The organism is Saccharopolyspora sp. NPDC049357, from assembly GCF_040677225.1.
Classification (GTDB): Bacteria; Actinomycetota; Actinomycetes; order Mycobacteriales; family Pseudonocardiaceae; genus Saccharopolyspora.
The window spans coordinates 1-26,600 of the sequence record NZ_JBFAQJ010000064.1 but is presented as its reverse complement, the minus strand read 5'-3'; the positions used below and the strand labels follow the sequence as shown (position 1 = coordinate 26,600).

At 69.7% G+C, this 26,600-nt stretch carries 27 protein-coding genes; 17 read left to right on the top strand and 10 right to left on the bottom strand.

Annotated elements, in window-relative coordinates:
- Window positions 1-169: 169 nt before the first annotated feature.
- The 6 genes from AB0J91_RS31650 to aspS all read right to left on the bottom strand — a co-directional run bounded on the left by AB0J91_RS31650 (window position 170) and on the right by aspS (window position 7,151).
- Window positions 170-1,630, bottom strand: a complete 1,461-nt coding sequence (locus AB0J91_RS31650; RefSeq protein ID WP_363876362.1) for a SulP family inorganic anion transporter — start codon at window positions 1,628-1,630, stop codon at window positions 170-172.
- Window positions 1,631-1,767: 137 nt separating this feature from the next.
- Entirely contained in the window at window positions 1,768-2,364 is a 597-nt protein-coding gene (locus AB0J91_RS31645) for a carbonic anhydrase (protein ID WP_363876359.1), read from the bottom strand.
- A gap of 51 nt (window positions 2,365-2,415) precedes the next feature.
- Window positions 2,416-2,796 carry a hypothetical protein gene (locus AB0J91_RS31640; RefSeq protein WP_363876357.1) on the bottom strand — a complete coding sequence of 127 codons (381 nt, stop codon included), beginning with the start codon at window positions 2,794-2,796 and terminating at the stop codon, window positions 2,416-2,418.
- Between the two features lie 341 nt (window positions 2,797-3,137).
- Window positions 3,138-3,860, bottom strand: coding sequence for a GNAT family N-acetyltransferase (locus tag AB0J91_RS31635; protein WP_363876354.1), 723 nt, complete (start codon window positions 3,858-3,860; stop codon window positions 3,138-3,140).
- Window positions 3,857-5,071, bottom strand: coding sequence for a hypothetical protein (locus AB0J91_RS31630; protein WP_363794834.1), 1,215 nt, complete (start codon window positions 5,069-5,071; stop codon window positions 3,857-3,859). Before AB0J91_RS31630 ends, AB0J91_RS31635 begins: the two co-directional genes overlap by 4 nt.
- A 265-nt stretch (window positions 5,072-5,336) precedes the next feature.
- Window positions 5,337-7,151 (bottom strand): aspartate--tRNA ligase, encoded by a 1,815-nt coding sequence (gene aspS, locus AB0J91_RS31625; protein WP_363876351.1) that lies wholly within the window; start codon window positions 7,149-7,151, stop codon window positions 5,337-5,339.
- Between the two features lie 418 nt (window positions 7,152-7,569).
- On the opposite strand from aspS, the gene AB0J91_RS31620 reads away from it, so the two are divergent.
- Together AB0J91_RS31620 and AB0J91_RS31615 are read left to right on the top strand one after the other, a co-directional pair.
- The gene (locus AB0J91_RS31620; protein ID WP_363794830.1) at window positions 7,570-8,667 is read left to right on the top strand and encodes a hypothetical protein; all 1,098 of its coding nucleotides are present in this window, start codon (window positions 7,570-7,572) and stop codon (window positions 8,665-8,667) included.
- Window positions 8,668-8,977: 310 nt separating this feature from the next.
- Window positions 8,978-10,051, top strand: a complete 1,074-nt coding sequence (locus AB0J91_RS31615) for a zinc-binding dehydrogenase (RefSeq protein WP_363876348.1) — start codon at window positions 8,978-8,980, stop codon at window positions 10,049-10,051.
- Window positions 10,052-10,102: 51 nt separating this feature from the next.
- On the opposite strand, the gene AB0J91_RS31610 is transcribed toward AB0J91_RS31615, so the two are convergent.
- Window positions 10,103-10,897, bottom strand: a complete 795-nt coding sequence (locus AB0J91_RS31610) for a GntR family transcriptional regulator (RefSeq protein WP_363876345.1) — start codon at window positions 10,895-10,897, stop codon at window positions 10,103-10,105.
- 124 nt (window positions 10,898-11,021) lie between these two features.
- On the opposite strand from AB0J91_RS31610, the gene AB0J91_RS31605 reads away from it, so the two are divergent.
- The 8 genes from AB0J91_RS31605 (at window position 11,022) to AB0J91_RS31570 (ending at window position 17,610) form a co-directional block, all read left to right on the top strand.
- Window positions 11,022-12,140, top strand: coding sequence for a TIGR03364 family FAD-dependent oxidoreductase (locus AB0J91_RS31605; RefSeq protein ID WP_363876342.1), 1,119 nt, complete (start codon window positions 11,022-11,024; stop codon window positions 12,138-12,140).
- A 17-nt stretch (window positions 12,141-12,157) separates the two neighbouring features.
- On the top strand, window positions 12,158-13,075 hold the full coding sequence (locus AB0J91_RS31600; protein WP_363876339.1) for a phosphate/phosphite/phosphonate ABC transporter substrate-binding protein: 918 nt from the start codon (window positions 12,158-12,160) through the stop codon (window positions 13,073-13,075).
- Window positions 13,075-13,785, top strand: a complete 711-nt coding sequence (locus AB0J91_RS31595) for an ATP-binding cassette domain-containing protein (protein WP_363876336.1) — start codon at window positions 13,075-13,077, stop codon at window positions 13,783-13,785. Before AB0J91_RS31600 ends, AB0J91_RS31595 begins: the two co-directional genes overlap by 1 nt.
- On the top strand, window positions 13,782-14,606 hold the full coding sequence (phnE, locus tag AB0J91_RS31590; protein WP_363876334.1) for a phosphonate ABC transporter, permease protein PhnE: 825 nt from the start codon (window positions 13,782-13,784) through the stop codon (window positions 14,604-14,606). The genes AB0J91_RS31595 and phnE overlap by 4 nt, the downstream gene beginning before the upstream one ends.
- A complete protein-coding gene (locus tag AB0J91_RS31585; protein ID WP_363876331.1) occupies window positions 14,603-15,256 on the top strand; it encodes a phosphonatase-like hydrolase in 654 nt (217 codons plus the stop codon). Before phnE ends, AB0J91_RS31585 begins: the two co-directional genes overlap by 4 nt.
- A 220-nt stretch (window positions 15,257-15,476) precedes the next feature.
- Entirely contained in the window at window positions 15,477-15,914 is a 438-nt protein-coding gene (locus AB0J91_RS31580) for a hypothetical protein (RefSeq protein ID WP_363876328.1), read from the top strand.
- Window positions 15,915-16,315: 401 nt separating this feature from the next.
- Window positions 16,316-16,840: a hypothetical protein gene (locus AB0J91_RS31575; RefSeq protein WP_363876325.1), complete on the top strand. Its 525-nt coding sequence runs from the start codon at window positions 16,316-16,318 to the stop codon at window positions 16,838-16,840.
- Complete coding sequence (locus tag AB0J91_RS31570) at window positions 16,837-17,610, top strand: hypothetical protein (RefSeq protein ID WP_363876322.1); 774 nt, start codon at window positions 16,837-16,839, stop codon at window positions 17,608-17,610. Before AB0J91_RS31575 ends, AB0J91_RS31570 begins: the two co-directional genes overlap by 4 nt.
- A gap of 170 nt (window positions 17,611-17,780) precedes the next feature.
- Here the strand turns inward: AB0J91_RS31570 and AB0J91_RS31565 are convergent, their stop codons facing one another.
- Together AB0J91_RS31565 and AB0J91_RS31560 are read right to left on the bottom strand one after the other, a co-directional pair.
- Entirely contained in the window at window positions 17,781-18,854 is a 1,074-nt protein-coding gene (locus AB0J91_RS31565; protein ID WP_363876319.1) for an Rv2578c family radical SAM protein, read from the bottom strand.
- A gap of 84 nt (window positions 18,855-18,938) precedes the next feature.
- Window positions 18,939-20,126, bottom strand: coding sequence for a beta-ketoacyl synthase N-terminal-like domain-containing protein (locus AB0J91_RS31560; RefSeq protein WP_363876316.1), 1,188 nt, complete (start codon window positions 20,124-20,126; stop codon window positions 18,939-18,941).
- A 29-nt stretch (window positions 20,127-20,155) separates the two neighbouring features.
- On the opposite strand from AB0J91_RS31560, the gene AB0J91_RS31555 reads away from it, so the two are divergent.
- The 4 genes from AB0J91_RS31555 (at window position 20,156) to AB0J91_RS31540 (ending at window position 22,990) form a co-directional block, all read left to right on the top strand.
- On the top strand, window positions 20,156-20,866 hold the full coding sequence (locus AB0J91_RS31555; RefSeq protein ID WP_363876313.1) for a dihydrofolate reductase family protein: 711 nt from the start codon (window positions 20,156-20,158) through the stop codon (window positions 20,864-20,866).
- A gap of 98 nt (window positions 20,867-20,964) precedes the next feature.
- Window positions 20,965-21,183, top strand: a complete 219-nt coding sequence (locus AB0J91_RS31550; protein WP_363876310.1) for a hypothetical protein — start codon at window positions 20,965-20,967, stop codon at window positions 21,181-21,183.
- Between the two features lie 321 nt (window positions 21,184-21,504).
- A complete protein-coding gene (locus AB0J91_RS31545) occupies window positions 21,505-22,533 on the top strand; it encodes an iron-siderophore ABC transporter substrate-binding protein (RefSeq protein ID WP_363876307.1) in 1,029 nt (342 codons plus the stop codon).
- 64 nt (window positions 22,534-22,597) lie between these two features.
- Window positions 22,598-22,990, top strand: coding sequence for a DUF6157 family protein (locus AB0J91_RS31540; protein WP_363876304.1), 393 nt, complete (start codon window positions 22,598-22,600; stop codon window positions 22,988-22,990).
- 91 nt (window positions 22,991-23,081) lie between these two features.
- Here the strand turns inward: AB0J91_RS31540 and AB0J91_RS31535 are convergent, their stop codons facing one another.
- Window positions 23,082-23,939 carry an SDR family oxidoreductase gene (locus AB0J91_RS31535; RefSeq protein ID WP_363876300.1) on the bottom strand — a complete coding sequence of 286 codons (858 nt, stop codon included), beginning with the start codon at window positions 23,937-23,939 and terminating at the stop codon, window positions 23,082-23,084.
- 96 nt (window positions 23,940-24,035) lie between these two features.
- On the opposite strand from AB0J91_RS31535, the gene AB0J91_RS31530 reads away from it, so the two are divergent.
- The 3 genes from AB0J91_RS31530 to AB0J91_RS31520 are packed head-to-tail and all read left to right on the top strand — an operon-like array spanning window position 24,036 to window position 26,470.
- Window positions 24,036-24,422: a helix-turn-helix domain-containing protein gene (locus AB0J91_RS31530; RefSeq protein WP_363876297.1), complete on the top strand. Its 387-nt coding sequence runs from the start codon at window positions 24,036-24,038 to the stop codon at window positions 24,420-24,422.
- 47 nt (window positions 24,423-24,469) lie between these two features.
- Complete coding sequence (locus AB0J91_RS31525; RefSeq protein WP_363876294.1) at window positions 24,470-26,041, top strand: YibE/F family protein; 1,572 nt, start codon at window positions 24,470-24,472, stop codon at window positions 26,039-26,041.
- Window positions 26,042-26,080: 39 nt separating this feature from the next.
- Window positions 26,081-26,470, top strand: coding sequence for a hypothetical protein (locus AB0J91_RS31520; protein ID WP_363876291.1), 390 nt, complete (start codon window positions 26,081-26,083; stop codon window positions 26,468-26,470).
- Window positions 26,471-26,600: the final 130 nt, after the last annotated feature.

Sequence of the window (26,600 nt, the reverse complement as noted above, 5' to 3'; positions counted from 1 at the left end):
CCCCGAACCACACCGACCCCCACCGAGGCCGACGACGAGGCCGGAGTCCCTCCCCGACCTCGGCCCCGCACCAGGTGACCCGATTTCAGTGGAAGTCCGGGTCCCGATTTCAGTGGAAATCGGAACCCGGACTTCAGTGGAAATCAGGTCACCCCAGGTGAGGGCCTGGTCAGCCGGCCTTGGCCGGCATCGCGACCTCGACGCTGCCGTTGTTGCGGCGGTGCTCGGCGACCCAGTTCTCGACCGCCTGGTGGCAGGCGCGGTCCAGGTGGCGGACCGTGCTCAGGTCGAGGTGGACGTGCTTGCCCGTGGGCAGCTTCTCCAGGTGGTCGAGCAGCCGCGGCAGGCGCAGGAACGTGGCGTTGCCGCCGAGCTCGACGTGGACGCGGTCCTCGCTGTGCTCGGCGTTGACCGACAACCGGGAGACCTCGATCGCGGTCTTGACCACCGCGACGGCCAGACCCGTCAGGGTGCCGATGAGCAGGTCGGTGGCCACGATCGTCACCGCGGTCAGCACCAGCACGAACGCCTCGGACCGGTGCTCGCGCACCAGCTTGGCGACCGCCTGGATCTCCAGCAGCTTCCAACCGGCCTGGATCAGCAGCGCGGCCAGCACGGCGGTCGGGATGAACGCCAGCAGGCCGGGCAGCAGCACCACGAACAGCAGCAGCCAGAAGCCGTGCAGCACGCGGGACAGCTTCGTCTTCGCGCCGGCCTGCACGTTGGCGGAGCTGCGCACGATCACGGCGGTCATCGGCAGCGCGCCGAAGACGCCGCAGACCGCGTTGCCCGCGCCCTGCGCGACGAGCTCCTTGTTGTACTGCGTCTTCGGACCGTCGTGCATCCGGTCGACGGCAGCGGCGCTGAACAGGCTCTCCGCCGAGGCGATCAGCGCGAACGTGAGGATCGAGCCGAGCACGGCGAGGTTGATCGCGCCGAAGTCGGTCAGCGCAGGCGGGTTCAGCGACGCCAGCAGCGAACCGACCTCGATCTTCTTCACCGGCAGGGCCAGCAGCGCGGCCGCCGCGCTCGTGAGGATCACGGCGACCAGCGCGCCGGGCACCAGGTTCAGCGGCGCGGGCACGAACTTCTTCCAGCCGGTCATGACCAGCAGCGCCGCGATGGCGAGACCGAGACCGGCGAGGCCCTCGGGCGTGGTCACCATCGCGGTGGCCAGTCCGCCCAGTCCGCCGAACTTCTCGACGGTCGTGTCGGGCTGAGCCAGACCGCCGACCGGGTAGATCTGGCCGAGGATCAGCACCAGGCCGATACCGGCGAGCATGCCTTGCACGACCGAAGGCGAGATGGCTCGGAACCAGGTGCCCAACCGGCTGATGCCGAGCAGGATCTGCACGACGCCGGCACCGAGCACGATGATGCCGAGCATCGCGAGCCCGTGCTGGCTGACGGCCGAGGCCACCAGCACGGTCAGGCCCGCGGCTGGGCCGGAGACCTGCAGCGAGCTGCCGGGCAGCAGGCCGACGACCAGGCCACCGACGATGCCGGTGACGATGCCCAGCTCGACGGGAACACCGGACGCGGCGGCCACGCCCACGCACAGCGGGACGGCCACCAGGAACACCACCAGGGAGGCGGCGAGGTCCGCGCCGAACGTCGGCGCGCTGGGCATTCGCCCGGTTCGTGTTTGCGACGTGTCTTCAATTTGCGTTGTCACAATGCCCTCCAGGGCGAAAAACGGGAGCGGGCATCGATCCGGGCACCCTGCGCGGTGGGGACCCGGATCGATGCCGCAGGCGCGGGCTTTCTCTACAGCGGGAGGAAGTCCTCGTCCGCCGCGGACTGCGGTGCGACGTAGACGAGGCCGGTGTCGATCTCGAAGAACCAGCCGTGCAGGCGAAGCCGCCCGGATTCGATCCGGTCGCGGATGAACGGGTACTCGCGCAGCACGTCCAGCTGCGACCGGAGGTGCCGTTTGCTCTCGGTGCGGACGGCGCTGTCCTCGGGTTCGGTGGCGACCTGGGCGCCGGTGCCCAGCCAGGTGCACAGCGCGGGCAGCTCGTCGAGCCCGCGGCCGGCGATGGTCAGCGCGGTGACCGCACCGCAGTGCGAGTGGCCGCACACGATGATGTCCTGGATCCCCAGCTGAAGAACCGCGTACTCGATCGTGCCCATCTCACTGGAACCGGAGTCCGGTGAGTATTTCGGAACCACGTTTCCGGCGGTTCGCAGTTCGAACAAGGTTCCTGGCTCAGCCCCGGTGATGTGTGACGGCGCCACACGGGAATCTGAACATCCGATGAACAAAGCGGATGGTGACTGGCCCGCGGCCAACTGCTCGCGCTGGTCCGCGGAAAGCAGGTTCGGATAGCGACGTGCGTGTTGCACGAAGTTTTCGAAGCTCATTTTCGAATCTCCGGGTCTAATCGGCTCGGAAAAAGTCGGAGTCCGAACCGATCAGTGCCGCATGACCTGCAGCATCGCCGGTGAATGTCTGAGCCTGCCGTGCGCGTGGTGCGTATCAGTCCCGATGCTCGGGAACGTGGCGGAGCGGATGAGTATTTCGAAATCCGCCGCCATCCAGCGGGATGACCCGAGGAGCAGGTCCCGGTCGTGCTCGTGGCGCATCTGGGTGCGCCGGTGCGTGGCCGTGCTGGGCAGGCGTTCGCGGAGCTTCTCGCCGTCCCGGTGCTCCTTCGGATCGGGTTTGTGCTCGTTGGTTGCGGCGCAGCTGACCTGACCGGCCAGCGCCGCGTCGGTGGGCCCCAGGGCGGCGAGCACGACAGCGAAGAGCAGGAAGAGTCCCACTCTCGTGATCTGCCATGCCGTGCCGCGCACCGAATGCCTCCCGAAAAAACGAGCAGCCGATCCCCTTCCGGCGACGCCGACGGTTGCGGGGTGAACGAGCGAAAGCGCTCGAACCCCACAATATCGGAAGCTACGCCCGAGTACGCAAGTAGCAGATCGGACGAATCCACCGCGCAACAAATGAGAATTCCTTAATGCGGCAACCCCGGAGCCCATAATCACCCGGTCGTCGGGTCGACATCCCGCGAGCCACTACGTTCCGCGACATCAGACGTCACGGTGCGCACTTGAAATGTGACCGGCATAACCGCATCGGGGGACGGCACCGGCGGCCGCCTATTCACTTGCGAAACATCGCAGAAACGCGATTCCTACCGAACGCGATAATGATATGCATGCGCGAGTGTGAATCCGAGCGATTCGTAACGACTCCGCGCGACGGAGTTGCCGGTCTCCACTTGGAGGAACACCCGCTCGGCCGACGCCCGACCGGCGCCGGAGCGCATCAGCGCGGCGGCCACGCCGCGTCGCCGCCACTCCGGAGCCGTGCGCATCCCGTAGACGCCGCACCAGCCGCCCGAGACGGCGAACATGCCGACCCCCACCGGAACACCCCGGTGCACGGCGGTGGCGAACGCGACCGGCGCAGGCACCCGGCCCAGGCTCGGCTCAGGCCGGCCACCGACGGCCGCGACCGCGTCCAGCCATCGCGATCCTGGCTCGGCGTCCAGCAGGACGTCGAAGTCCGACACCGGGCACGTCCGCAGCAGCGCCTCCCGCTCGGTCCGCATGACCGTGGTCGGCGCGTCGGCCCGGTATCCGCGAGCGGCCAGCAGCTCGTCCAGCTCCGAGCGCTCGTCGAGCGGGCTGACCTGCACGATCGCCGGACTCGAACGCTCGGCGTAGAAACGCTCGGCCGCGTCGATCGCGGCTTCCGGATCGTCGAGCGGACCCACGGGCAGGGCCGAGTTCGAGCGGCGGCGGCGAAGCAGGTCGCAGTGCCGCAGCAGCCAGCCGTCGCGACGCACCACCGTCGAGGCGGGCCAGGTCGCCACCGCCGCCCGCTCGATGGCCCAGACGTCCGCCGGCGTCACTCCGTCCGGAACGCCGGGTACGGCTGCAGGTGCAGCGCGCCGGCTCCGAAGCGGTCCACCAGAGCGTCGATGACGGTGTCGGCGAACTCCGCGACGTCGGACAGCTGCGCGTCCTGCGCGTCGGAGCGCAGGTGCCGCCAGCGGTCCACCAGCGCGGTGCTGCGACGCGGCGAGGGCTGGTGCAGGTCGATCGGCCGGTCGTTCTCGCCGGTGCGCGGCAGGAACCACCACGTCGACACCCACACCCACAGCAGCTGGGCGTTGAACAGCCTGGGCAGCAGCACCTCGTCGGAGTCCAGCTCCGGCCACACCTCGGCGATCTCCGAGCGCCAGGTCGCGAGCATGCTCTGCGCCAGGTTCTCCGGTAATGCGTAGGAGCACCACGAGGACGGGAACGGGTACTGCAGGTAGGCGGCGTCCATCGCGACGTCGCGCACGCAGCCCCACTCGAAGTCCAGGAAGCGCACGCCGCTGGAGCCGGTGACGAGGCTGTTCTCCGGGCAGATGTCGGACGGGCTGAACGCCTGGTAGCGGCTGGAACCCAGCTGCTCGGACGCCGCGGTGAGCCGCTCGACCAGCTCCGGCGGCGTGCGCACGCCGAGGATCTGGCTGAGCAGTTCGGGCAGCTCGCCGACCGAGGCGACGATGTCGTCGGCGACCGGGTCGGTCCAGGACTTGGCGCCCAGCCTGCGCATCAGCGCGTCGAAGTCGGCAGCGCAGCCGGCGGTGCTGCTGTGCAGGCGTCCCAGCGCTCGGGCCCACGCGAGCAGAGCCCGCTCGGCGGCGCGCGGGTCCTCGGCGAAGAGCACGTCGGCCAGCGTGGAACCGCGGCCGAGGTCTTCGAGCACGAGCAGGCGCTCGTTGACGTCGTGCGCGATGAGTTCGGGGCTGACGCGCGCTTCCGGCGGCAGCGCCGTGGTCAGCTGGCAGCTGGCCGCCTCGTGCGCGAACGGGTCGGTGCGCGCCTCCGGAGGGCACTCTCCGTAGTGCTTGACGACCACCGTGCGCGGCAGTTCGAACGGCGATTCGGCGATCCGCACCCGCAGCACGACCGAGCGGTCACTCCCGCCCAGGTCCTCCGCGTCGGCAAGCCGCACCGGAGCTCCGGTCCTCTTGCTCAGCACCGCTTCTGCGGTGGCGACCGTGTCGGTCGCCTCGGTGCTGGCCGGGACCCGGACCTCCGGGGGGCCGGTGGTGATCTCCACGCTCATCGTCTCCAGACACTACCCCCACAAACTGAACCTCTAGGGCCATGACCGGTCAAGTGACACCTGACCGGGCATCCGCCGTATGCGCTGCGTGTTCACCCCTGAACTCCCCACGCACACGACTCCCTCAGACGTTGACGGAACCGGTCCTCGGCAACGTTGCACGGGTGGCGAACTCCGATCCGAATCGCTGCCCCGCACATGAGCGAGCCCGGCCGAACGCCGCGGATGACGCGCTCGACCGGGCCACCACTCGATGGGCGCAAGGTCAGCTCCGCGGCTCGACCGTCCCGGTCACGTCCTTCTCGGCGGCCTTGGCCTGCTTCGGCTTCGCGTCGATGCCGGCCTCCTTGCGCTGGGCGTCGGTGATCGGCGCCGGCGCGGCGGTCAGCGGGTCGAACCCGCCGCCGCTCTTCGGGAACGCGATGACGTCGCGCAGCGACTCGGCACCGGCCAGCAGCATGCAGATCCGGTCCCAGCCGAAGGCGATGCCGCCGTGCGGCGGGGCGCCGTACTTGAACGCCTCCAGCAGGAAGCCGAACTTCTCCTGCGCCTCGTCCTCGGTGATGCCCAGCAGCTCGAACACCCGCTCCTGCAGGTCCGGCCGGTGGATACGGATGGAGCCGCCGCCGATCTCGTTGCCGTTGCAGACGATGTCGTAGGCCCAGGCGAGCGCGTTCTCCGGGTCCTTCTCGAAGTTGTCGATCCAGTCGGCGTTGGGCGAGGTGAACGGGTGGTGCACCGCGGTCCACTTGCCGCTGCCGACGGCGACGTCGCCGGCCTCCATGTCCTCGACGGGCTCGAACATCGGCGCGTCGACGACCCACACGAACGACCAGGCGTCGTGGTCGATGAGGCCGCAGCGCTCACCGATCTCCAGGCGTGCCGCGCCGAGCAACCCGCGAGCGGAGGCGCGACCGCCCGCGCCGAAGAACACGCAGTCGCCCGGGTTCGCACCGACGGCCTTGGCCAGACCCTCGCGCTCGGACTCCGAGAGGTTCTTTGCGACCGGACCCGACAGCTCGCCGTTCTCACCGATGAGCACGTAGGCCAGGCCCTTGGCGCCGCGTTGCTTGGCCCACTCCTGCCAGGCGTCGAGCTGACGACGCGGCTGGTCGGCACCGCCGGGCATGACCACGGCACCCACGTAGGGCGCCTGGAACACGCGGAACGGCGTGTCCTTGAAGTACTCGGTCATCTCGGTGAGTTCGAGACCGAAGCGCAGATCGGGCTTGTCGGTGCCGTAGCGGGCCATCGCCTCGGCGTAGGTCATCCGCGGGATCGGGCGCGGGATCTCGTGGTCGACCAGCTTCCACAGGCCGGCCAGGATCTCCTCGCCGAGCTCGATGACGTCGTCCTGCTCGACGAAGCTCATCTCGATGTCGAGCTGGGTGAACTCCGGCTGCCGGTCGGCGCGGAAGTCCTCGTCGCGGTAGCAGCGGGCGATCTGGAAGTAGCGCTCCATGCCGCCGACCATCAGCAGCTGCTTGAACAGCTGCGGCGACTGCGGCAGCGCGTACCAGCTGCCGGGCTGCAGGCGGGCCGGGATCAGGAAGTCGCGGGCGCCCTCCGGGGTGGAGCGCGTCATCGTCGGCGTCTCGATCTCGACGAACTCGCGGCCGTGCAGCGTCTCGCGCGCGATGCGGTTGATGTCGCTGCGCATCCGCATGATCCGACCGGGCTCGCTGCGGCGCAGGTCCAGGTAGCGGTGCTTGAGGCGGATCTCCTCGCCGACCTCCAGGTGGTCGTCCAGCGGGAACGGCAGCGGAGCCGCTTCGCTGAGGACCTCCAGGTCGGTGACGGTGACCTCGATGGCGCCGGTGGGGATCTCGGCGTTCTCGTTGCCCTCGGGGCGGACGATGACCTCGCCGGTGATCTTGATGCAGAACTCGGCGCGCAGCCGGTGGGCGCGCTCGGCCATCTCCCCTTCGCGGAAGACGACCTGGGAGACGCCGGAGGCGTCGCGCAGATCGATGAAGATGACCCCGCCGTGATCGCGACGGCGCGCCACCCACCCCGCGAGGGTGACGGTCTGCCCGGCATGACCGGCGCGGAGCGATCCGGCCTCGTGCGTGCGCATCACGGGTACTCAGGCTCCTTCTTCCGCTTTTCGAGCGTTCGACTGCGTTGGCCGCTTCCCGCGTCGTGAGCAGGCGGGACGCGAGGTTCCAGGCTAGCCAACCTGCCCTGGCCGATCGCGGGCAGGGCGGCGGCCGGTCCCGCGATCTGAGCCGACCCGATCAGAGCCTCGACCTCGCCCCACCAGCGTGCCAGCCTGGTTCAAACCACATTCGCCCGCGTGATCGACAATTCTCGATGCTCGGTGGAGTGAACCATTGTGGGCCGTTGCATACGTGTGGAAGAGAGGAACAACAAAACACAGGCATCGCCCGAGGTGGGCTACTCCTAAAGTGGGAGACGCCTACCGGAACTCGGTCGTTGCGCAACAGTGACCCACTGATTAGCGTAAGTTCGGAATTCGCCGGACACGAGGAGTAACGATGACCGGCCCGAAAACCGAGGCCCGCCCGACCGCCCGCCAGGCCGTTCGCGGCATGCAGCCGGGCGCCCCGCAGGCCCACCCGACCCAGCCACCCTCCCAGGCCACGAAGCCGCAACCGACGCAGCAGGCCAACGCGATCTCGGCCGAGCTGGCGGAACTGCTCCGAACGGGTCCGTTCGAAGCCGCTCTGCGCACCGCGATCCGTTCCAGCCGCCTGAGCCTGGAGCGCATCCAGCACCGCCTGCGCGCCAGAGGCACACCGGTCAGCATCACGGCGCTGAGCTACTGGCAGTCCGGCCGCCGCCGCCCCGAGCGCCCCGATTCGCTGCTCGCGCTGGCCCAGCTGGAGCAGGTCCTGGGCGTTCCGGAGAGCTCCCTGTCCGCGCTGCTCGGTCCGCCGCGCCCGCGCGGCCGCACCCGGCAGGCGTCCGCCGAGGCACCGCCGCTGAGCGCGCTGTGGTCGGAGCACGAGTCGGCCGCGGAGCTGCTCACCAAGATCGACACCAACCACGACAGCAAGCTGACCCGGCTGTCGCACCACGACGTGGTGCACGTCGATCAGCACGGTGACCTGCGCAAAATCCGCACCCGCAAGCTGGTTCGCGCGGAGACCAACAACGCCGACCGCTGGGTGATCATGTTCGACGGCGCGTCGTCGGTGGCCACGCCGCCGATCATCCGCCCGATCCGCTCGTGCCGGTTGGGCCAGGTGCTCACCGACCACGCGCGCGATCTGGTGGTCGCCGAGCTGCTGTTCGACCACGCGCTGGCGCGGGGCGAGACGCTGCTGCTCGAATACGAGATCATCGACCCGCCGACCGGTCCGAACGAGGCCGAGCACAGCTTCTGCCGACTCTTCCGGCTGCCCGTGCGCCAGTACGTGGTGGAGTTGCAGTTCGATCCGGCGCACCCGCCGGCGGGCTGCGAGAGCTACGTCGGCGATTCGGCGATGCAGGAGGCCGAGCAGCCCAAGCCGCTGCAGGTGGATCGCTTCGGGCGCGCGCACGCGGTCGCGCTGGACTTCGGCATGGGAGTCTTCGGCGTCCGCTGGCAGCCCGAGCGGCAGAACGCGGCGGAGCTCCCGGAGGCGGAGTAACCCGGTTCAGCGACCGGTTCACCCACCACTCTGCACGCGCCGTAACGAAGACTCGAACAATTCAAGAAACCCCGAAAACCCCCGATCAGCGCGTCTTCACATTCGAGAAACAATGGTCCGGACGCGGTCGCATCACAAAAGAATTCGGATTCCGACCGCTTCGAACGAAAACGCCATCGTTTCCGAGAACTGCCAGGAGGCCGAGCCGGCGCAGGCTCGGCCTCCCGCTCTTGGACGGGGCGTGGCCGTTCGGTGAACGTCCACCAACTTGTCTATACAGGCGGTCGTCCCGGCTGGCAGGATGCCGCGCATGACTGCTCCTGCCCGCGCTCTCGGCGTCGCCCTCTCCGCCCGGTGGGAAGGCGTCGGCGAGCCGTTCACCCTCGTCGAGTCGCCCCTCCCGGAGGACTTGGCGGCCGGCGAGGTCCTGGTCGAGATCGAGCTGGCGACGGTGTGCGGCAGTGATCTGCACACGGTCACCGGCGGTCGGCCCGCCCCCTCGCCAGGGGTGCTCGGGCACGAGCAGGTGGGCCGGGTCATCGCGGTGGGGCCCGGCGACGCGCCTCGCTGCCTGGATTCGACCCCGGTGACACCCGGACTCCGCGTGGTGTGGTCGGTGGCCGCCTCCTGCCTGCGCTGCGCGCGCTGCCTGGCGGGAATGCCGCAGAAGTGCCTGCACCTGCGCAAGTACGGCCACGAGGCGTGGGACGACGAGCGGCCGCTGCGCGGAGGTTTCGCCACGCACTGCCTGCTGATGCCGGGCACCGCGATCGCCGCGGTCGACGAGTCGCTGCCCGCAGAGGTCGCCGCGCCGGTGTCCTGCGCGACCGCGACGGTCGCCGCCGTGGTGGGCGCGGCGGGCCACGTCGGCGACGGCACCCGGGCGCTGGTCAGCGGAGCCGGGATGCTCGGGCTGACGGCGGTGGCGATGCTGTCGGCGGCCGGCGCCCACGTGGTGGCCGTCGATCCGCATCCGCACCGCCGCGAGCAGGCGCTCGCCTTCGGGGCCTCGGAGGTGGAACCGGCCGGGACCCCGGTCGCTGAGGTGGACGTCGCGCTCGAACTGTCCGGCGCGACCGGTGCGGTCCAGTCCTGCCTGGACTCCCTCGCGGTCGGCGGGGTCGCGGTGCTGGCCGGTTCGGTGTCGCCGGGCCCGGCGGTCCGGCTGGATCCGGAGCGGCTGGTGCGCGGCCTGAACCGGGTCGTCGGCGTGCACAACTACCACCCGCGCGACCTGCTCACGGCCGTCGACTTCATCACCGAGCAGCACCGCAACCGCCCGTTCGCCGACCTGGTCGCGGGCCGCTACCGCCTGAACGAGCTGGACGCCGCCTTCGCAGCCGCACGCCGAGGCGAAGCCCCCCGCCAGGCCATCACCCCCTGACCCGAGAACCGGCACCAACACCCGGACACCGCACCCGGAACACCCCGGTAATCAGGTCTCCGAATACGGCCGCAGTCCGGGTCCCGGGGGTGCCGCGCCCGTCCACGCGGGCCCGGACCGGGTCACGTCGGCCCGTCGGCTGCGGGTGTTGGTGACGGTCACCGAGGCGACGTCGGGCCGGTAGCGGTCCTCGGAGCACTCCAGCGGTGTGCCCGCGGAATCGGTGGTCACCCGTCGTTCCCTGAGCAGCGGCGCGCCTTCGCCGACTTCGAGCAGCCGCGCGTCGGTCGGGTCGGCGGCCACGGCGTCGAAGGTGTGGCGCGCGGCGTGCAGGTCCACGCCCTGCTCGGTGAGGTAGGCGTAGATCGACCCCGCGTCGAGGTCGGCGTCGAGCAGGCTGCGCCCGATCTGCTCGCGGTAGGTCATCCGTTCCAGCATGGCGGGGCGGCCGTCGAGCAGTCGCAGCCGCAGCAGCTGCACCGCCAGGGCGTCGGGTTCGAGCTGCAGGGCTGCGGCGACGGCCGGTTCGGGCCTGCGCAGCGCGATCTCCTGGAGCTGCTGGCCGGGCACGTGCCCGGTGATCTCCGCGCGGCGGGTGAACGACAGGAAGGACTCGAAGGGCTGACTCGGCACGGCGTCGAGCACGACCGGCCGCTTGCCCTTGCCGCCGCCGATCAGTCCCTCGTCGCGCAGCGCGGCCAGCGCCTGCCGGATCGGTCCGCGCGAGACCGAGAACTCCTGGCACAGCTGGGATTCCGACGGCAGGGATTCGCCCACGGCGATCTCGCCCGACCGGATGCGCTGCCTCAGTTCGCTCGCGAGCACGCGGTGCAGTGGAGTCGTCACGAAGTGGACTATACAAGCTTGGACCCACGGCACATGGACGCCCGAAAAAGCCAGGTTGAACGGTAGATTACTTGTACATACAAGTCATTGACCTTGCTTCCCGCGCGCTGGCACCGTGAGCGATGTGAGCGTTTCGAGCAGTTCAACCGACCTGATCGTCGTGGGCGCCGGGATCGTCGGCCTGGCGCACGCCGTCGCCGCGGTGGAGCGGGGGATGTCGGTCACGGTCGTCGAACGCGACGACCACGCCGTCGGCGCCTCCGTCCGCAACTTCGGGCACGCCTGCATCACCGCCCAGACCGGCGAGGCGCTGCGCTTCGCCGAGCACGCCAGGGGGACCTGGCTGCGACTGGGCGAGCGAGCGGGCTTCGGCGTCGCCGAATGCGGCACGGTCGTCGCCGCCCGGTCGGCCGAGGAGACCTCCGCGCTGGAGGAGCTCGCCGAGCTCCGCGGACCGGACCAGGTCCGATTGCTCACCGCGGACGAAACCACCTCCGCCGCATCGGTTTCCGCCGAAGGACTGCACGGCGGGGCACTGCTCCCCCGCGACCTCCGCGTCGACCAGCGGCGCGCCGCCGCCGCGATCGCCGCGTGGCTCGCCGAGCAACCGGGGGCGCGAGTGCTGTGGGGGACTCCCGTGCTGAGCGTCGAAGACGGTCTGGTGCGCACCGGGCAAGGCTCGCTGCACGGCGATCACGTGGTGGTCTGCGCGGGCCACGACCTCGACCGGATCATCCCGGACGCGGCCGAGGCGGCCGGAGTTCGCCGCTGCGTGCTGCAGATGCTGCAACTCCGGGTCCCTGGTCTGAAGCTCGGCCCGGCGCTGCTGACCGGAACCTCGATGCTGCGCTACCCGGCCCTGGCCGGGACCGCAGGCGCCCGCGCGCTGCGCGAGCGCTGGAGCGACCAGCGCCCGGAACTGCTGACGGCGTCGGTCAACCACATGCTCACCCAGCTGCCGGACGGCGACCTCGTCGTCGGCGACACCCACACCTACGCCCGCACCCCCGAACCCTGGTCCTCGGAAGAACTCGACGGGCTCCTGCTCGCCGAGACCCGAGCGCTGCTCGGCCGCGACGACCTCGCGGTGGTCCGCCGCTGGCAAGGCGTCTACGCCTCCGCCGACGGCGAATTCCTCCGCACCCGCGTCTCCCCCGGCGTCACCGCTGTCGCCGTGACCTCCGGAATCGGTATGACCACCGCTTTCGGACTCGCTCCATCCGTTGTCGATTCCCTCGCCTGAACCCTCGGGAGCCCCTGATGTCCTTGCGCCACTTCACACGCCCGATCGCCCTCGCCATCGCAGCCGGCTCCGTCTTGGCGCTCACCGCCTGCGGCACCGGCGGTGACACCGCCGGTGAGTCGCCTACCTGCCCGGACGGCAAGATCCGCTTCGGCGTCGAACCCTTCGAAGACCCCGCCCGGCTCACTCCCGCCGCGCAGAAGCTGGGCGACGCGCTGTCGAAGTCGCTCAACTGCCCGGTGGAAGTCCAGGTGACCCAGGAGTACTCGGCCGAGGTCCTGGCCATGCAGAACAACAAGCTCGACATCGCGATCTTCGGACCGCTCGGCTACGTCTTCGCCAGCCAGCGCGCCGAGGCCGAGGCGGTGGCCTCGTTCGCCGACGCCAACCGGGTGCTGTCGACCTACACCGCGGGAATCTGGGTTCCGAAGGACTCCGACATCACCTCGGTGCAGCAGCTGCGGGGCCGGTCGCTGGCGCTGGGCTCGGTCGGTTCCACCTCCGGCGACGCGCTGCCGCGAAAGGCGCTGGCCGACAACCACATCCCCGAGAACGAGGTGAAGATCGACTACGCCGGTGGCCACCCGGAGGCGCTGCTGGCGCTCACCAACCGCGCGGTGGACGCCGCCGAGATCAACTCCCAGCAGCTGGCCAGCGCCACCGCGGCCGGGCTCTTCGACCCCGCCGCGCACCGCCAGATCTGGAGCTCGGCGCCGATCCCGAACGACCCGATCACCGTTCGCGGCGACATGGACCCGGCGTTCAAGCAGGCCGTCCGCGACGCGCTGCTGAACCTGGATCCGTCCACGGTCGGCGAGATCGGTGCGCTGCTGGACGTCTCGCCGCCCGGCCCGCTGGTGCCCGTCGACCGCTCCACCTACCAGCCGCTGTTCGACCTGGCCACCTCCCTCAAGCTCACCGAAGGCGACGTCTGATGCTCACCGCCACGGGTCTGACCGTCCACTACGGATCCCGCGAAGTCCTGCACGGCGTCGATGTGACGGTCTCCTCGGGTGAGCTGCTGGCCGTGCTCGGCGCCAACGGGTCCGGGAAGTCCACGATGCTGCGCGCTGCCGCCGGGTTGACCCCGGCCGACGGCACGGTCACGGTCGACGGCCGCCGCCGGGGGCCGCTGGACATCGCCTTGGTGTTCCAGCGGATTCACCTGGTCGGCAGGCGCAGCGCGCTGGAGAACGTGTGCACCGGGGCGCTGGGCAGGCTCCCGCTGCACCGCTCGCTCACCCCCGCGCTGTTCCCCCGCTCGGTGCGGGAGGAGGCGATGGCCTGCCTGGAGCGCGTCGGGCTCGCCGATCGCGCGCACGACCGCGCTTCCGGACTGTCCGGCGGCCAGCAGCAGCGCGTGGCCATCGCCCGCGCGCTGTGCCAGCGGGCACCGGTGGTGCTGGCCGACGAGCCGGTGTCGGCGCTCGACCCGGCCGCTGCGGAGCAGGTCCTGGAGCTGCTGGCCGAGCTCGCCCACACCGAGCGGCTGGCCGTGCTCGCGGTGCTGCACCAGCCCGATCTCGCCCGCCGCTACGCCGACCGCATCGTCGGTTTGCACGACGGTTCGGTCGTCCTCGATGGGGACCCCACCCAGCCCGTCGATTCCCTGTACCCGCACGCCCTGCTGGAGACGTCGTCGTGACCACCGCCCTGCACCCCGCACACCGAGCCGTTCCGCCGAAACCGCCGCGCGTCCGGCTCCGGATGATCGGCTGGTCCGTCGCGGCGCTGCTCCTGGCCGCCCACGTGGTGGCCTGGAACGCCACCGAGATCTCGGTGTCCGCGCTGGTCGAGGGTGCCACCGGCATGGGCGAGTTCTTGTCCGAGGCCGTGCCGCCGGAGCTCGGCTCGGACGTGCTCGCCGAGAGCGCGTCGGCCGCGGTCGTCACGCTGTGGATCGGCCTGCTGGGCACGACGCTGTCCATCCCCGGATCGCTGCTGCTGGCGCTGCTGGCGACCCGCGGGACCGCGCCCGGCTGGGTCTACCAGCCCGCGCGGAGCCTGCTGTCGTTCCTGCGCGCGGTGCCCGACGTGGTGTTCGCACTGATCTTCGTCACCGCCGTCGGGCTCGGCCCGTTCCCGGGCGTGCTGGCGCTGGTGTTCCACAACGTCGGCGTCATGGGCAAGTTGTGGGCGGAGACGCTGGAGGACGCCGATCCCGGTCCGGCGCAGGCGCTGCGCTCGGCCGGTGCCGGCCGCATCCAGGTCGCCGCGCACGCGCTGCTGCCGGTGGTGACGCCGCAGATGGTCGGTCTGCTGCTGTACCGGTTCGACGTCAACGTCCGGTCTTCGCTGGTGCTGGGTCTGGTCGGTGCCGCCGGCATCGGGTTCCTGATCAACCAGTCGATCCAGTTGTTCCAGTTCGACGAGATGCTCACCCACATCCTGGTGGTGCTGGTGCTGATCGTCGCGGTGGACCAGCTCTCCGCCCTCATCCGCCGCCTTCTCGGGAGCACGTCGTGATCGCCCTGGTCGCACTGGACATCGCAGGTACCACCATCGACGAGGGAGGCGCCGTCTACCGCGTTCTCGCCGAGGTCGTCGCCGAGCACGGCGCGACTCCCTCCGACGCGGACCTGCGGCACTGGATGGGCGCGGACAAGCGTGCGGCCCTGGCCGCGCTCACCGGCGATCCGGACGCGGTGGAACGGTTGCACGACCGCTTCGTGGCCCGCCTGGGCGACGCCTACGAGCGCACGCCACCGCAACCGTTCCCGAATGTTCCGGAAACCCTTGCGGCGCTGCGCGAATCAGGCGTGAAGGTCGCGCTGACCACCGGTTTCGACCGGCGGATCACCGACCTGATCCTGTCCGAAGTGGACTGGGAGGTCGGCGATCAGCTCGACGCCGTGGTCTGCGCGTGCGAAGTGGCGGCAGGACGCCCGTCCCCCGCCATGATCCACCGGGCGATGGAACTCACCGGAATCACCGGTCCCGCAGAGGTTCTCACCGCGGGCGACACGGTCCTCGACGTCCAAGCGGGCCACGCAGCACGCGCAGGCCACGTCGTCGCGGTCCTCACCGGCGCCCAAACCCGAACCGAGCTGGAGCAGCACAACCCGACGCTCGTCCTCCCCGGAGTAGCCGACCTGCCCGCAGCACTCACCACCTGACCACGATCCCAGCAGGGAGAGCTACGCACCTGACGCCACCCGGCGTCGGGCTGCGCCAGCTCTCCCTGCTGCACGCGGAAGTTGCCCGCAAACTCTCGGATTGCCGCTGTTTCCTGGTGGATGGTGGAACACTGTCCTGGTGCATCCCGTTCCACCTCCTGCCGCGACCACCTTCGTGATCGCCCGTACGCCGCACGCTCACCAGCGCGAGCTCCGACGCATGCGGATCCCGATCATCACCCAGGCCGTGGCGGTCGTGGTCGAGTTGCTGGCAGCGGCCACCTTGACCGCGCTGGGAAACATCAGCGGATACGTGTACTACCTGCTCGCGCTGCTGTTTGCTGTCGTTCTCACCGTCTACCTGCGCGTGTACCGGGTGCACGCCGCGATGCGTGGGCTCCAGCTGATCTTCACCCCCGGCGGGGTGACCTACACCTCGGATGCGGGTACGTTCACCGCGCCCTGGTCTGCGGTCACACGAGTCCGCCTCCGGCGGGGCCGGTGGATCTCGGTGCGGGTGCCGCACTGGGGCGGCCCGATCAGCGGCTTCGGCCTGGCCGGTGAACTGATCATGCCGCTCGCAGACACGGGACTGAGCTGGCACGACATCCGTGGCGCGGTCACCTGCATCAGCCAGGGCACGGTGACACCGCACTGACGTCCCACAGCTCGCCGAGGTACGCGCCGCCGAGCGGACGACTGAGGAACCCGATCGCGAACGTGCCGAACGCGGCGATCATGCCCCAGCAGCGGATCCCCGCCGGGAAAGTCCAGCTCGTTGAACCGCCGAGCAGAACGGCGAGTTGCCCACTGCTTTCGCGGCTTGGACAAGCCGGAGACGACGCGAAGCTACTCCGATGACCATGCCCGATGACTTCGCGCGCTCACTTGCGGGAGCGTGAAGAACGTTAATGGAAATATGCGAGAACAGGCTCCACTCATGAGCAGCAGCTGAGACGGTGGATTTGCTGGGAACGTCGCCCGCTACGAGCTTCCTGGTTTGGCATGGGTCCTTGGTCCATGTTCTGGGGTAGTCGACGAAAATTGGGGGCCGCCATCATGAGATTCAGCGAAAACATGTCAGTGCGAAAAATGCTGGGCGTAGCTGTGGCCAGCTGCATGGTCACCTGCGGAACCGGCCTCGCGGCAGCGGAGACTGTCGGGCCCGCCCCGGAAACCGTCGCAGGTGATGCGAGTATCGCTGCGAAAGCACAGGACGAAGCCAAAGAGCCTCACCCGTTCCAGCATCAAGGCGATTACGTGCACACCAGCGCGAACAACGTCGATGCCTCCGCGCATGGCTGGTGGACCACGAATGACCCCTACTTGCTAGGTAAGACGGGCACGGTGACTGTGCAGCTGCAGTACTTCGGTGCAGACGGGCAGTGGCGAACGGTGGTGACAGGCCCGCCGCGCAGCATTCCGCCGAACAACACTAGCAAGCGGGCCAACGCTCGGATCCCGTGCAGGACGACCACTCCGCTGGGTGATTGGCGCAGTGTGGTCGATGTGGACATCGATGGTGTCGTGGACGATTCGAATGTCCTCATTACAGCTGTCAGGCCACTACCATGCCATCCATGACGGCATCGAAGACGCTTGGCAACTACCCGGCTTTCATTGTCGGCTTGCACGGTCAGCTGGAGTTGCATCCGTTGGTGGCGAGACAGTGGGAGCTCGGCGAATTCGGTGACGTTTATGGGCTGCTGGTCCAGCGCAGTGTCTCGCTGGGCCTGGCCGAGTTCGGATCGCGGGCCGATGCGGGAGTCCGCTGGCACCAGCACGAAGCAGGGGGCGACTGGACTCAGGACGGCGAGGTGCGTGAAGCGGCCTGGATGCAGGCCGGGCTACTGGACGAATGCGCGCGAGTGCCCGCTTGGCAAGCGATGACGTGCTTGGGTGACGTCTTGAGCAGGGTCGGGCGGTTTGACCTGCGCGGTGTCCACGCGGTGCTCCCGCTGGGTGCGGACATCCTCGACAACGAGCACTTCACCACCTCGCACCAGTGGTTCATACTGGTCGAGCAGGGACGCCCGGAAGAAGTCGGCATCTCCGTACGCACGCCCGCGAAGGACGAGATCGACCCGGCCGGTCTCGTGGCCGAGGTGGAAGCCCGATCGTTGTCGACGATTGCTGTCGAGGTCCTGAATGCACCGGCCTCAGGTATGCCGGATCCCGACACATTTGACGGGCGGTGGCCATTGGGCGGGGACGTCGTGGAGGTTCACCTCAGTTGCCGCGTTCCGGAATGGTCACTGGACATGGCCGGTTTCACGACCGACCTCGTGTCGGACGCGACGCGAGCCTGTGGCGTCCGCACCCCGGCGGCGATCTCCATCTTCCGCACGGGGTGATCGCTTGACAGCGACTGCCCAGACCACCAGACGCTCCCGAACTTTAGAGGTCTCTAGGTGTACCGGCCAGAGAGGCGGCCGCCCGGATAACCAGCGACACCAGTTGAAACGCCGCTACCACCACCGGCTCGCCGGGCTGCTTACGAAGGCGTGGCGACCTTCTCCTCCCACTACAGCAGCGTGAGCTGGCGCTCCCGGCCCTGGTCCACGTCGGACTGCGGTAGATCGTGCTGCTGCGTCCGGAAGCTCCCCGGTCGCAGCGGAGGCGTCAGCCCGTGACGACGCTTGGCCTGCTCAACCAGATCAACGACCTGCCGCTGATACGACTTCGGCGCATAAGCGCCGTTGCGGTACAGCTTCTCGTAAAGGGGCAGCAGATCTGGCCGTCGAGCACTCAGCCACTGGTGGTACCACTCGCGCGCGCCCGAGCGCAGGTGGAGCACGATCGGCGTCAGGCTCGTCGCACCCGCCTCGGCGATCGCGGCCACCGTGGCGTCGATCTGCTCCGGTGAGTCGCTGAGCCCCGGCAGGATCGGCGCCATCAGCACCGAACACCCGATGCCCACCTCGGCGAACCGGCGCACCACGTCGAGCCGGCGCAGCGGTGATGGTGTTCCCGGCTCCACCTCCCGCCACAACGCCTCGTCGACCGACCCGATCGACGTCGCCACCGACACCGGAGCCCGCTGGGCGGCCAGGACGATCAGGTCCAGATCGCGCAGGATCAGCGTGCCCTTGGTCAGGATCGAGAACGGGTTGGCCCGGTCCCGCAGCGCGGCGATGATCTCCGGCATCAACCGGTAGCGCCCCTCCGCGCGCTGGTACGGATCGGTGTTGGTGCCCATCGCGATCGGCTCACCGGTCCAGCGCGGGCTCGCCAGCTCCTTGCGCAGCAACGTCGCCGCGTTCGTCTTCACCACGATCTTGCTGTCGAAATCACGCCCCGAATCCAGGTCCAAGTACGTGTGAGTCCGCCGCGCGAAGCAGTAGACGCAGGCGTGCGTGCAGCCTCGGTACGGGTTCACCGTCCAGCGGAACGGCACCTGCGCCTCTCCCGGCACCCGGTTGAGGATTGACTTCGCCTGGATCTCGATGGCGTAGGCGCCCTCGGTCCCGGCCTCGATCGGCACCGGCTCCGGCAACGCCAACCCGGCTCGGCCGCTCCCGCGCGCGACCGGGTCAGGCAGGCCGAGCGGCAGCTCGCCCGCCCGGCCTGCATCAACCCGCTGCTCTTCCCAACGCATGACCTCGATTCGAACACAGATTCGATGATCTGTCGAGTCGTCTCCACCGAGCTCACACGATCGAGCGCACGGTCACTCCCGGGGTCACGTCCCCGAGAGCAGGACGACGGAGTTGTGGCCTCCCATGCCGAGGGAGGACTTGACCGTGACCCCCTCCTGGACGGGCGTCGGCCCGTCGAGCAGGCGCGGGTGGGCGGCGGACACCGCGGGCGGAGCCGGGATGGTGCCCCGGTCGTAGCCGAGCGCGGTGGCGGCGATCTCCACCGCCGAGGCGGCGCCCTGGCAGTGGCCGACCAGCGGTTTGACCGAGTACAGCTCGGCTTCCGACGGGAACAGCGAGTCGAAGACCGCTGCCTCCGCCCGATCGCACTGGGCCGTGCCCGGACCGTGGGCGTTGAGGTAGCGCAGGTCCGACGGTTCCACGCCCGCGTTCTCGATGGCCTCCTCGAAGCAGCGGGTGATGTCGGTCAGGCTCGGGTCGATCGAGGTGACGTGGTGCGCGTCGTGCGACATCGCTCCCCCGAGCACGTGCGCGTAGGACGTGCCGCCGCTCTCCCGCGAGAGGATCATGGCCACCGATGCCTCGCCCATCGCGAAACCTCGGCTGCCCTCCTGGAACGGCCTGCAGACCTCGGGCGGTTCCGCGTCGCTGAAGGCGACTCCGAGGCGTTCGAAGTGCAGCACGTTCTCCGGGGTCGCGGACACGTCCGTGGCGACGAAGACGACGTCGTCGACGATCCCCGCGTCGATCCACGCCTTGGCGGTGAGCAGTCCCGCGTTGCCCGACGAGCACATCGCCGAGACGTTCATCGCGGGCCCGTGGAAGCCGAACTCCTGCATCAGCAGCGACATCGGCGTCGACGGCATCAGCCGCAGGTAGTCGCGCGAAGCGAGGTCGCCGCCGTGCCGGAGGTAGAAGTCCCGCCACAGCTCCACTTCTCCGAGCACGACCGCGTGCAGCAGGCCGACTCGCCGCCCTTCGCGCCAACCGCGTGCGCGCGCGTCGGCGACCGCTTCGCGGGCCGCGCCGCGCATCGCGCGGCCGAACGTGCTCGGCCCGTCGGAGTCGTCGCCGCCGGGCGGGACCGCGGCGATCCACGCGGCCCGGTCACGGCCCTCTCCGTAGCCCTCGGCCAGCGAGGCCGCGTGCTTGCCGCCGAGCAGTCCGTCCCAGAACGGCGCGACGCCCCAGCCGTACCCGGTCACGATTCCAAGACCACGAATGCCTAAGTGCGTTCCCATCTCCATCTCACCTTCGAACGTCATGATCATCGCTGATCAGGGTGCTAATCCTGTCCTCGGTGCAGATCGTCGTGATGGGGTGTTGTGCTACGGGCGCGCAACTGAGACCTCGCCGGAGCCCGGGATCTGCAGCGCCGTCGTCCGCATCACCGAGGCCGCCCGCGCTCGGCCCGCTGACCCGCGGAATCGGGGCTACGCTTCACGACGTGCTGGTCTACTCGATGAGCGTTTCGGTCGACGGCTACATCGCCGACCGGCGGGGCGAGTTCGCGTGGACGACCCCGAGCGAGGAGCTGTTCGGATTCCACCTCGCGCGGACGCGCGAGCTCGGCGGTTTTCTGTGCGGCCGCAGGCTTTACGAGGCCATGCTGGTGTGGGAGACGGACCCGTCGATGCGCGTCGATGAGCTCCGTTCCGCTTTCGCCGACGTCTGGTCGGCCCTGCCGAAGGTCGTCTTCAGCCGCACGCTCAACAGCGTTGAGGGCAACGCCCGCCTGGCCGGGGGCTCGCTGCGCGAGGAGGCCGGCGCGATCGCCGGCTCGACCGATCAGGACGTCGGTATCGGGGGCGCGACTCTGGCGGCCGAAGCCATCGAACTGGGCCTCGTCGACGACCTGCGCCTCTTCCGGTATCCGATCATCGTCGGCGGCGGGATCCCGCATCTTCCCCCGGTCGCCGAGAACATCCGGCTGAACCTGGTCGAGACTCGAACCTTCAACGACGAAGTTGTCTACGAACGCTACGAACGCACCGGCCGGAACACGGCCTGACCCACCGCACGCCGGGGGCAACGGGTTGCTCGCCAACGGCTTTCGCGCATGCACGATGATGTGGTGACGAACGCCCGACAGCGAAGAGAGGGAGACGCTTGCGAGCGAGCAACACCACCCCGCGGCGGAAGATCACGTGGGGGCAGCTCAAGGTCGGCGATCTCTGGATCGGCGACCGCCCGGCGAACGAGACGCGAGCGGTCACCGAGGTCACCCCGGCCTCGGACGGATCCGTGACGATCACCTTCGACGACGGAACCGTTCAGACCAACCCGACCGAATTCGAGATCACCATCGCCGTCACCGGCGAGGAATGACCGCGCGGGTCACCGCGATTCGGCGCGCCTTGCCCGATCGGGTCGCGATCCGGTCGGGCTCGACCAGAACTGGAAGCGGACTTCCAACGCGGCGCACGATGACGCCCGGCGCCGCGCGGACCGGAGGGCGCGCCGAAGAATCGAGGACGAACGGCCGATCGAAGCGGTCCGAAACGCTCCGCTTCACCTGCTCCGTTCAGGCCAACGGAGTTGGTCCGATCGCCTGTTTTGAGGCAAGCCTTACCTTGTTTAGCTGGGTGCCAACGACCCAGGACCTCGCCGATCGCGTACCTGGCACCAGGCGCTCTCCAAGGTGGTTCCATGTCTCGCTCGAAGCACGCGCCCGGCGGCGTGCGCGCACTCCTGACCTGCTGCGCGGTGTTCGCGCTGGCGCTCGGCGTGGCGGGCTGCAGCCCCGCGCAGGACGCACCGCCGGCTCCGGCCCCGGCGGGCGCGGGCTACCCGGTCAGCATCGAGCACAGGTTCGGCACGACCTCGATCCCGGCGCCGCCGAAGCGGGTCGTGGTCATCGGCACGTCCACCGACGACCTGGACGCGGCCCTGGCGCTCGGCGTCAGCCCCGTGGCCTTCTTCTCCAAGGACACGTCCACGCCCGACGGCCGCTACCCGTGGCTGGCCGGCCGGATGGACCCGGCCAAGACGCAGGTCGTCAGCTCACCGTCGGGCGTGGACCTGGAGAAGGTCATCCGGTTCCAGCCCGACCTGATCCTGGCCACCGGCGACTTCGGCCTCGAGCAGGAGTATCCCGACCTGGCGAAGGTCGCGCCGACCGTCGGCTACCGGGCCGAGTGGGGCAAGCAGACCTGGCAGGAGCACGTCCAGGTCGTCGGCACGGCGCTGGGCAGGAAAGCCGAGGCCGAGCGCCTCGTCAGCGACACCGAACGCGCGATCGCCGACGTCCGAAACCGCTATCCCGGACTCGCCGGCAAGACCTTCTCCCTGTCGCTGGCAGCGTCACCGAACGAGGTGTTCACGCTGGTCTCCCCGGAGGACTTCGCGGTCAAGCAGATCGAGCAGCTGGGCATGAAGCTCTCCCCGTCGCTGGCAGGCACCCAGCAGGTCAGCGGGAGCCCGACCGGCAAGCTCGGCGCCGAACAGCTCGACAAGCTCGACGCCGACCTGGTCATCACCGCGTTCCCCAACCCGGCGGCCAGGCAGGCGTTCGAGAGCAACCCGCTCGTGCGCGGGATCCCCGCCGTCAACAACGGCGCCTACGTCACCACCGACATGCAGACCATCACCCAACTCCGCTTCCCGTCGGTGCTGGGCATCCCCTGGGCGCTCGACGAGCTCCGGCCCGCACTCGAAAAGGCCGCGAGCGCACGCTGAAGACTTTCGCGCCGCGGTGCGGTTTTCGCACGACGTTGTCGGTGAGCCGCCGTACCGTGCTCTCATGCCGGTGCACACGACCAACTACGCGAACACGTTCATCGAGGTAGCCGCGGACTGCCCGGTGGCGCAGGCGGAAGAACCCCCGCTGCGGGCGACTCCGTCGGTGGCCCGCATCCAGTTCGACATGCTCATCGCCGACCCGTACCGGCACACCTCCGACGACGTGGTCTACGAGTCCAACGGACGGCGGCGCGGTCTGAGCCGGGACGAGTTCTTCGCCAAGGGACAACCCTGCCTGCGGGCCTCAGCGCTGACCAAGCGGTACGGCTGGGGCGTGCACAGCGACGCCGAGGGACGCATCGCGCTGGTCCCGGCGGGATCGGACCGGTACCGCGAACTCGCCGCCGACCCCGAGCTCCAGCACGTCAGCGCCATGCGCTCCAGCCGGGGCTGAATCCCTCGGCCACGTGGTGCCGATGCCGGCGGACGAGCTCGAACGGTGAGCGCGTCGCCGGCCCGGTCCGCCGCGCCGGCGACGCTCGGGCTCACCTCTGCAACGCGTCCGAGATCGACTGGGAGATCGGGGTCGTGGGACGGCCGATGAGGCGGGCGAGGTCGCCGCTGCCGCCCTGGAGCAGGCCCTTGGCGATGGCCGAGACGTCCACGTCGACGAGGACGTCGGCGAACGCGTCCGGGACACCCGCACCGGTGAGGATGGCCTTGAGGGTGTCCGGCGGGACGTCGGTGTAGGCGACGTCCTCGCCCGACTGGCGGGAGAGCTCCGCCGCGTACTCCGCGAGCGTGAAAGCGCGGTCGCCGCTGAGCTCGTAGCTGCGGTTCTCGTGCCCCGAGCCGGTCAGGACCGCGACCGCCGCCTCCGCGTAGTCCTCGCGGGTCGCCGAGCCGATCTTGCCGTCACCGGCGCTGCCGACGACGCCGTGCTCCAGCTGGGTCGGGATCTGGGCGGTGTAGTTCTCGCTGTACCAGCCGTTGCGCAGGAACGTCCAGGTCAGGCCCGAGTCGAGGATCGCCTGCTCGGTGCCCTTGTGGTCGTCGGCGAGCGCGAAGTCCGCGTTCGGGCCACCGAGCACGCCCGTGTAGACGAGCCTGGCCACGCCCGCTTCCTTCGCCGCGTCGATCACCGCCTGGTGCTGCGGGAGCCGCCTGCCCGCGTCGGGGCTGGAGATCAGCAGGACGACGTCGCCGTCGTTGAACACCTCGCTGAAGGTGTCCGGCGTGTCGTAGTCGGCGATGCGCAGCTCGACGCCGCGCGCGGCGAGCGGAGCCGCCTTGGCGGCGTCGCGGACCACCGCGGCGACCTGGTCGGCGGGAACCTCGCGCAACAGCCCTTCCACGACGAGCGAGCCGAGCTGTCCAGTGGCTCCGGTGACGACGATGCTCATGTCCATGTCCTCCAGCAATGTGTGCGTGCGCTTTGGACTCACTGTATCGACGGCACTAACTTCTGGTTAGTACCCACTTCGGGGTAAGGTAGTGGCATGCCGGTAAGCAACGAGGTCACCGCCACCGAACAGCCGAATGTGAATGCGGCCACCTGTCCCTCGCGCAGCGTTCTCGAGCACATCACGAGCCGCTGGGGCGTGCTCGTCCTCGCCGCCCTGTTGGAGGACGGCCGACGGTTCAGCGAACTGCGCCGCATCATCGGCGGGGTCAGCGAGAAGATGCTGGCCCAGACGCTGCAGACCCTCGAACGAGACGGCTTCGTGCACCGCGAGGCCCACCCGGTGATCCCCCCGCGAGTGGACTACTCGCTGACCGAGGTGGGTGAGCAGGCCGCGCGGCTGGTGTCCGGACTCGCCCGGTGGTCGGAGGCCCACGTGGCCGACGTGCTGGCCTCGCGGGAGGAGTACGACAACCGGACGTGAGCCGACGGGGTCCCGGAAGCCGCAGGACCGACACGCATAATTGCCGGGTGACCGAGCCACCCGAGATTCCCGGACGTCGGCCTCGCCATCGGCAGCCGGGACAGCCCGCGTGGCAGCCGCCTCCGCAGCAACCCGACCGCCGACCGCCCCAGCCGCCCCGGGAGAACCAGCCGCCCCGGGAGAACCCACCTCACCGGGAAAACCAGCCTCCCCGCGAAGCCCATCCTCCGCGGGAGAACCAGCCTCCCCAGGACGGCCGGCCACCTCGGCAGGCGCCACCGCAGCGCCCGGACCCGCAGCGCACCCGCCCGCCGCGCCCGCAGCCCGCACCCCCGCCGCCGGAGGAACCCCGCTCCCACCGACGACGCGAAGAACCCGCCGGTCACGGACACGGACACGGGCACGGCCCGGCCGCCCCGGCGTCGACGCACGTCAAGCGGCTGCTGGCGTTCCTGCTCATCCCGTTCGCGCTGGCCGCGGTCGTCGGGGTCTTCGTGCTCTACCCGTGGGGCCACGACCAGAAGACCGGCGCCGACCTCGGGTTCGGGCAGTCCCCGGTCAACGGCGAGGTCATCTCCGCCGGAGCCACCTCGTGCAGCGAGGGCGAAGCCGGTCAGGGCTGCGTCCAGCTCGCCGTGAAGATGCAGGACGGGCCGCGGCCGAACCAGACCATCGAGCAGGTCGTGCCCACCGACCCGGGCAGCCCGCGCTTCGCCGTCGGCGACCAGGTGGTGCTCTCCTACGCCGGGGAGAACCCCGACGACCCGACGTCGTTCCAGGTCGTGGACTTCCAGCGCGGAATGCCGCTGACGCTGCTGGCGCTGGTGTTCGCCGCCGCCGTGCTCGTGCTCGGGCGCTGGCAGGGCCTGGCCGCGCTCGTCGGTCTCGGCCTGAGCCTGGTGATGCTGGTCGGATTCGTGCTCCCCGCGATCCTCGCCGGTGAAGATCCGCTGCTGGTGGCGGTCGTCGGCGCCGGGCTGATCATGTTCGTCGTGCTGTACCTGACGCACGGGTTCTCCGCGCGGACCTCCACCGCCGTGCTCGGCACGCTGCTGAGCCTGGCGCTCATCGGAGTCCTCAGCACCGCCTTCTCCGCCGCCACCAGCCTCACCGGGCTGGACGAGAACACCTCCAGCCTGATCGGGGCGCTGGGCGCACCCATCGACGCGCGCGGACTGCTGCTGGCCGGCATCGTCATCGGCGCGCTCGGCGTCCTCGACGACGTGACCGTCACCCAGACCAGCGCCGTGTGGGAGCTGCGAGCGGCCAACCCGACGTTGTCCTGGCGGCAGCTCTACGGGGCGGGCTTGCGCATCGGTCGCGACCACGTCTCGTCCGCGGTCAACACGCTGGTGCTGGCCTACGCGGGTGCGGCGCTGCCGATGCTGCTGGCCTACACCCTCTCCGGCCGCACCTTCGGCGAGATCGTCAGCTCGCAGGCCGTCGCGCAGGAGGTCGTGCGCACGCTCGTCGGCAGCGTCGGACTGGTCGCGGCGGTGCCCATCACGACCGCCATCGCCGCGCTGGTGGCCGTCCAGGAACCCGCCGAACAGCCCGGCGATGAGGGTGCCGCGCGGGCGAAGAAGCGGCGACGTCCGGGTAAAACCGATGGCAGGTAGGGCTGCGCGGTGCGGCCGACCTGCCGCAGACTGGCGGACATGCCCACGCCGTTACCCGATCTCGGCAGCGCCCTGGAGGTCCCCGGCCGCCTGCTCGGCGGCCTGACGTCCCTCGCCGGAGCGCTGCTCCGCGAGACGACCGCCGTGCTCGCCGCGATCCACGCCCTGCCCCGCCTGGTGGTCGCGCTGGAGCGGATCGGACCGCTGTCCGACACCCTCGCCGAGACGCGGGACGCGCTGCGCGAGCTCGCCGACGGCGCGAACGACCTGGGGCCGACGGCCGACCAGCTGCGATTCCTGCACGAGCAGGTCGTTCAGCTCGCCTGCGACCTCCGCGTCATCGAACCGGACGTGGAAACCCTCACCAAGACCACGACCCAGCTCGACCAAACGGCCCAGCTGCTCATCGCAGCCCTCAACCGCGCCTGAACGTCACCTCTTCGAGGTGGCGGATTCGAATTTCGCGCGAAATTTTGAAGCGCGAGCAGAGCGCGCACTAAAGAAACTTCAAGACAGTCAAAGACAAGAAAAAAGATAAGCACTGGAACAAAATAATCGA

What these genes read in the sequence shown, in the direction of transcription:
- AB0J91_RS31650 (WP_363876362.1), bottom strand. Translation starts at nt 1,630, where the DNA reads ATGCCCAGCGCGCCGACGTTCGGCGCGGACCTCGCCGCCTCCCTGGTG.
- AB0J91_RS31645 (WP_363876359.1), bottom strand. Translation starts at nt 2,364, where the DNA reads ATGAGCTTCGAAAACTTCGTGCAACACGCACGTCGCTATCCGAACCTG.
- AB0J91_RS31630 (WP_363794834.1), bottom strand. Translation starts at nt 5,071, where the DNA reads ATGAGCGTGGAGATCACCACCGGCCCCCCGGAGGTCCGGGTCCCGGCC.
- AB0J91_RS31620 (WP_363794830.1), top strand. Translation starts at nt 7,570, where the DNA reads ATGACCGGCCCGAAAACCGAGGCCCGCCCGACCGCCCGCCAGGCCGTT.
- AB0J91_RS31615 (WP_363876348.1), top strand. Translation starts at nt 8,978, where the DNA reads ATGACTGCTCCTGCCCGCGCTCTCGGCGTCGCCCTCTCCGCCCGGTGG.
- AB0J91_RS31600 (WP_363876339.1), top strand. Translation starts at nt 12,158, where the DNA reads ATGTCCTTGCGCCACTTCACACGCCCGATCGCCCTCGCCATCGCAGCC.
- AB0J91_RS31595 (WP_363876336.1), top strand. Translation starts at nt 13,075, where the DNA reads ATGCTCACCGCCACGGGTCTGACCGTCCACTACGGATCCCGCGAAGTC.
- AB0J91_RS31580 (WP_363876328.1), top strand. Translation starts at nt 15,477, where the DNA reads ATGCGGATCCCGATCATCACCCAGGCCGTGGCGGTCGTGGTCGAGTTG.
- AB0J91_RS31575 (WP_363876325.1), top strand. Translation starts at nt 16,316, where the DNA reads ATGAGATTCAGCGAAAACATGTCAGTGCGAAAAATGCTGGGCGTAGCT.
- AB0J91_RS31570 (WP_363876322.1), top strand. Translation starts at nt 16,837, where the DNA reads ATGACGGCATCGAAGACGCTTGGCAACTACCCGGCTTTCATTGTCGGC.
- AB0J91_RS31565 (WP_363876319.1), bottom strand. Translation starts at nt 18,854, where the DNA reads ATGCGTTGGGAAGAGCAGCGGGTTGATGCAGGCCGGGCGGGCGAGCTG.
- AB0J91_RS31560 (WP_363876316.1), bottom strand. Translation starts at nt 20,126, where the DNA reads ATGATCATGACGTTCGAAGGTGAGATGGAGATGGGAACGCACTTAGGC.
- AB0J91_RS31545 (WP_363876307.1), top strand. Translation starts at nt 21,505, where the DNA reads ATGTCTCGCTCGAAGCACGCGCCCGGCGGCGTGCGCGCACTCCTGACC.
- AB0J91_RS31540 (WP_363876304.1), top strand. Translation starts at nt 22,598, where the DNA reads ATGCCGGTGCACACGACCAACTACGCGAACACGTTCATCGAGGTAGCC.
- AB0J91_RS31535 (WP_363876300.1), bottom strand. Translation starts at nt 23,939, where the DNA reads ATGAGCATCGTCGTCACCGGAGCCACTGGACAGCTCGGCTCGCTCGTC.
- AB0J91_RS31530 (WP_363876297.1), top strand. Translation starts at nt 24,036, where the DNA reads ATGCCGGTAAGCAACGAGGTCACCGCCACCGAACAGCCGAATGTGAAT.
- AB0J91_RS31520 (WP_363876291.1), top strand. Translation starts at nt 26,081, where the DNA reads ATGCCCACGCCGTTACCCGATCTCGGCAGCGCCCTGGAGGTCCCCGGC.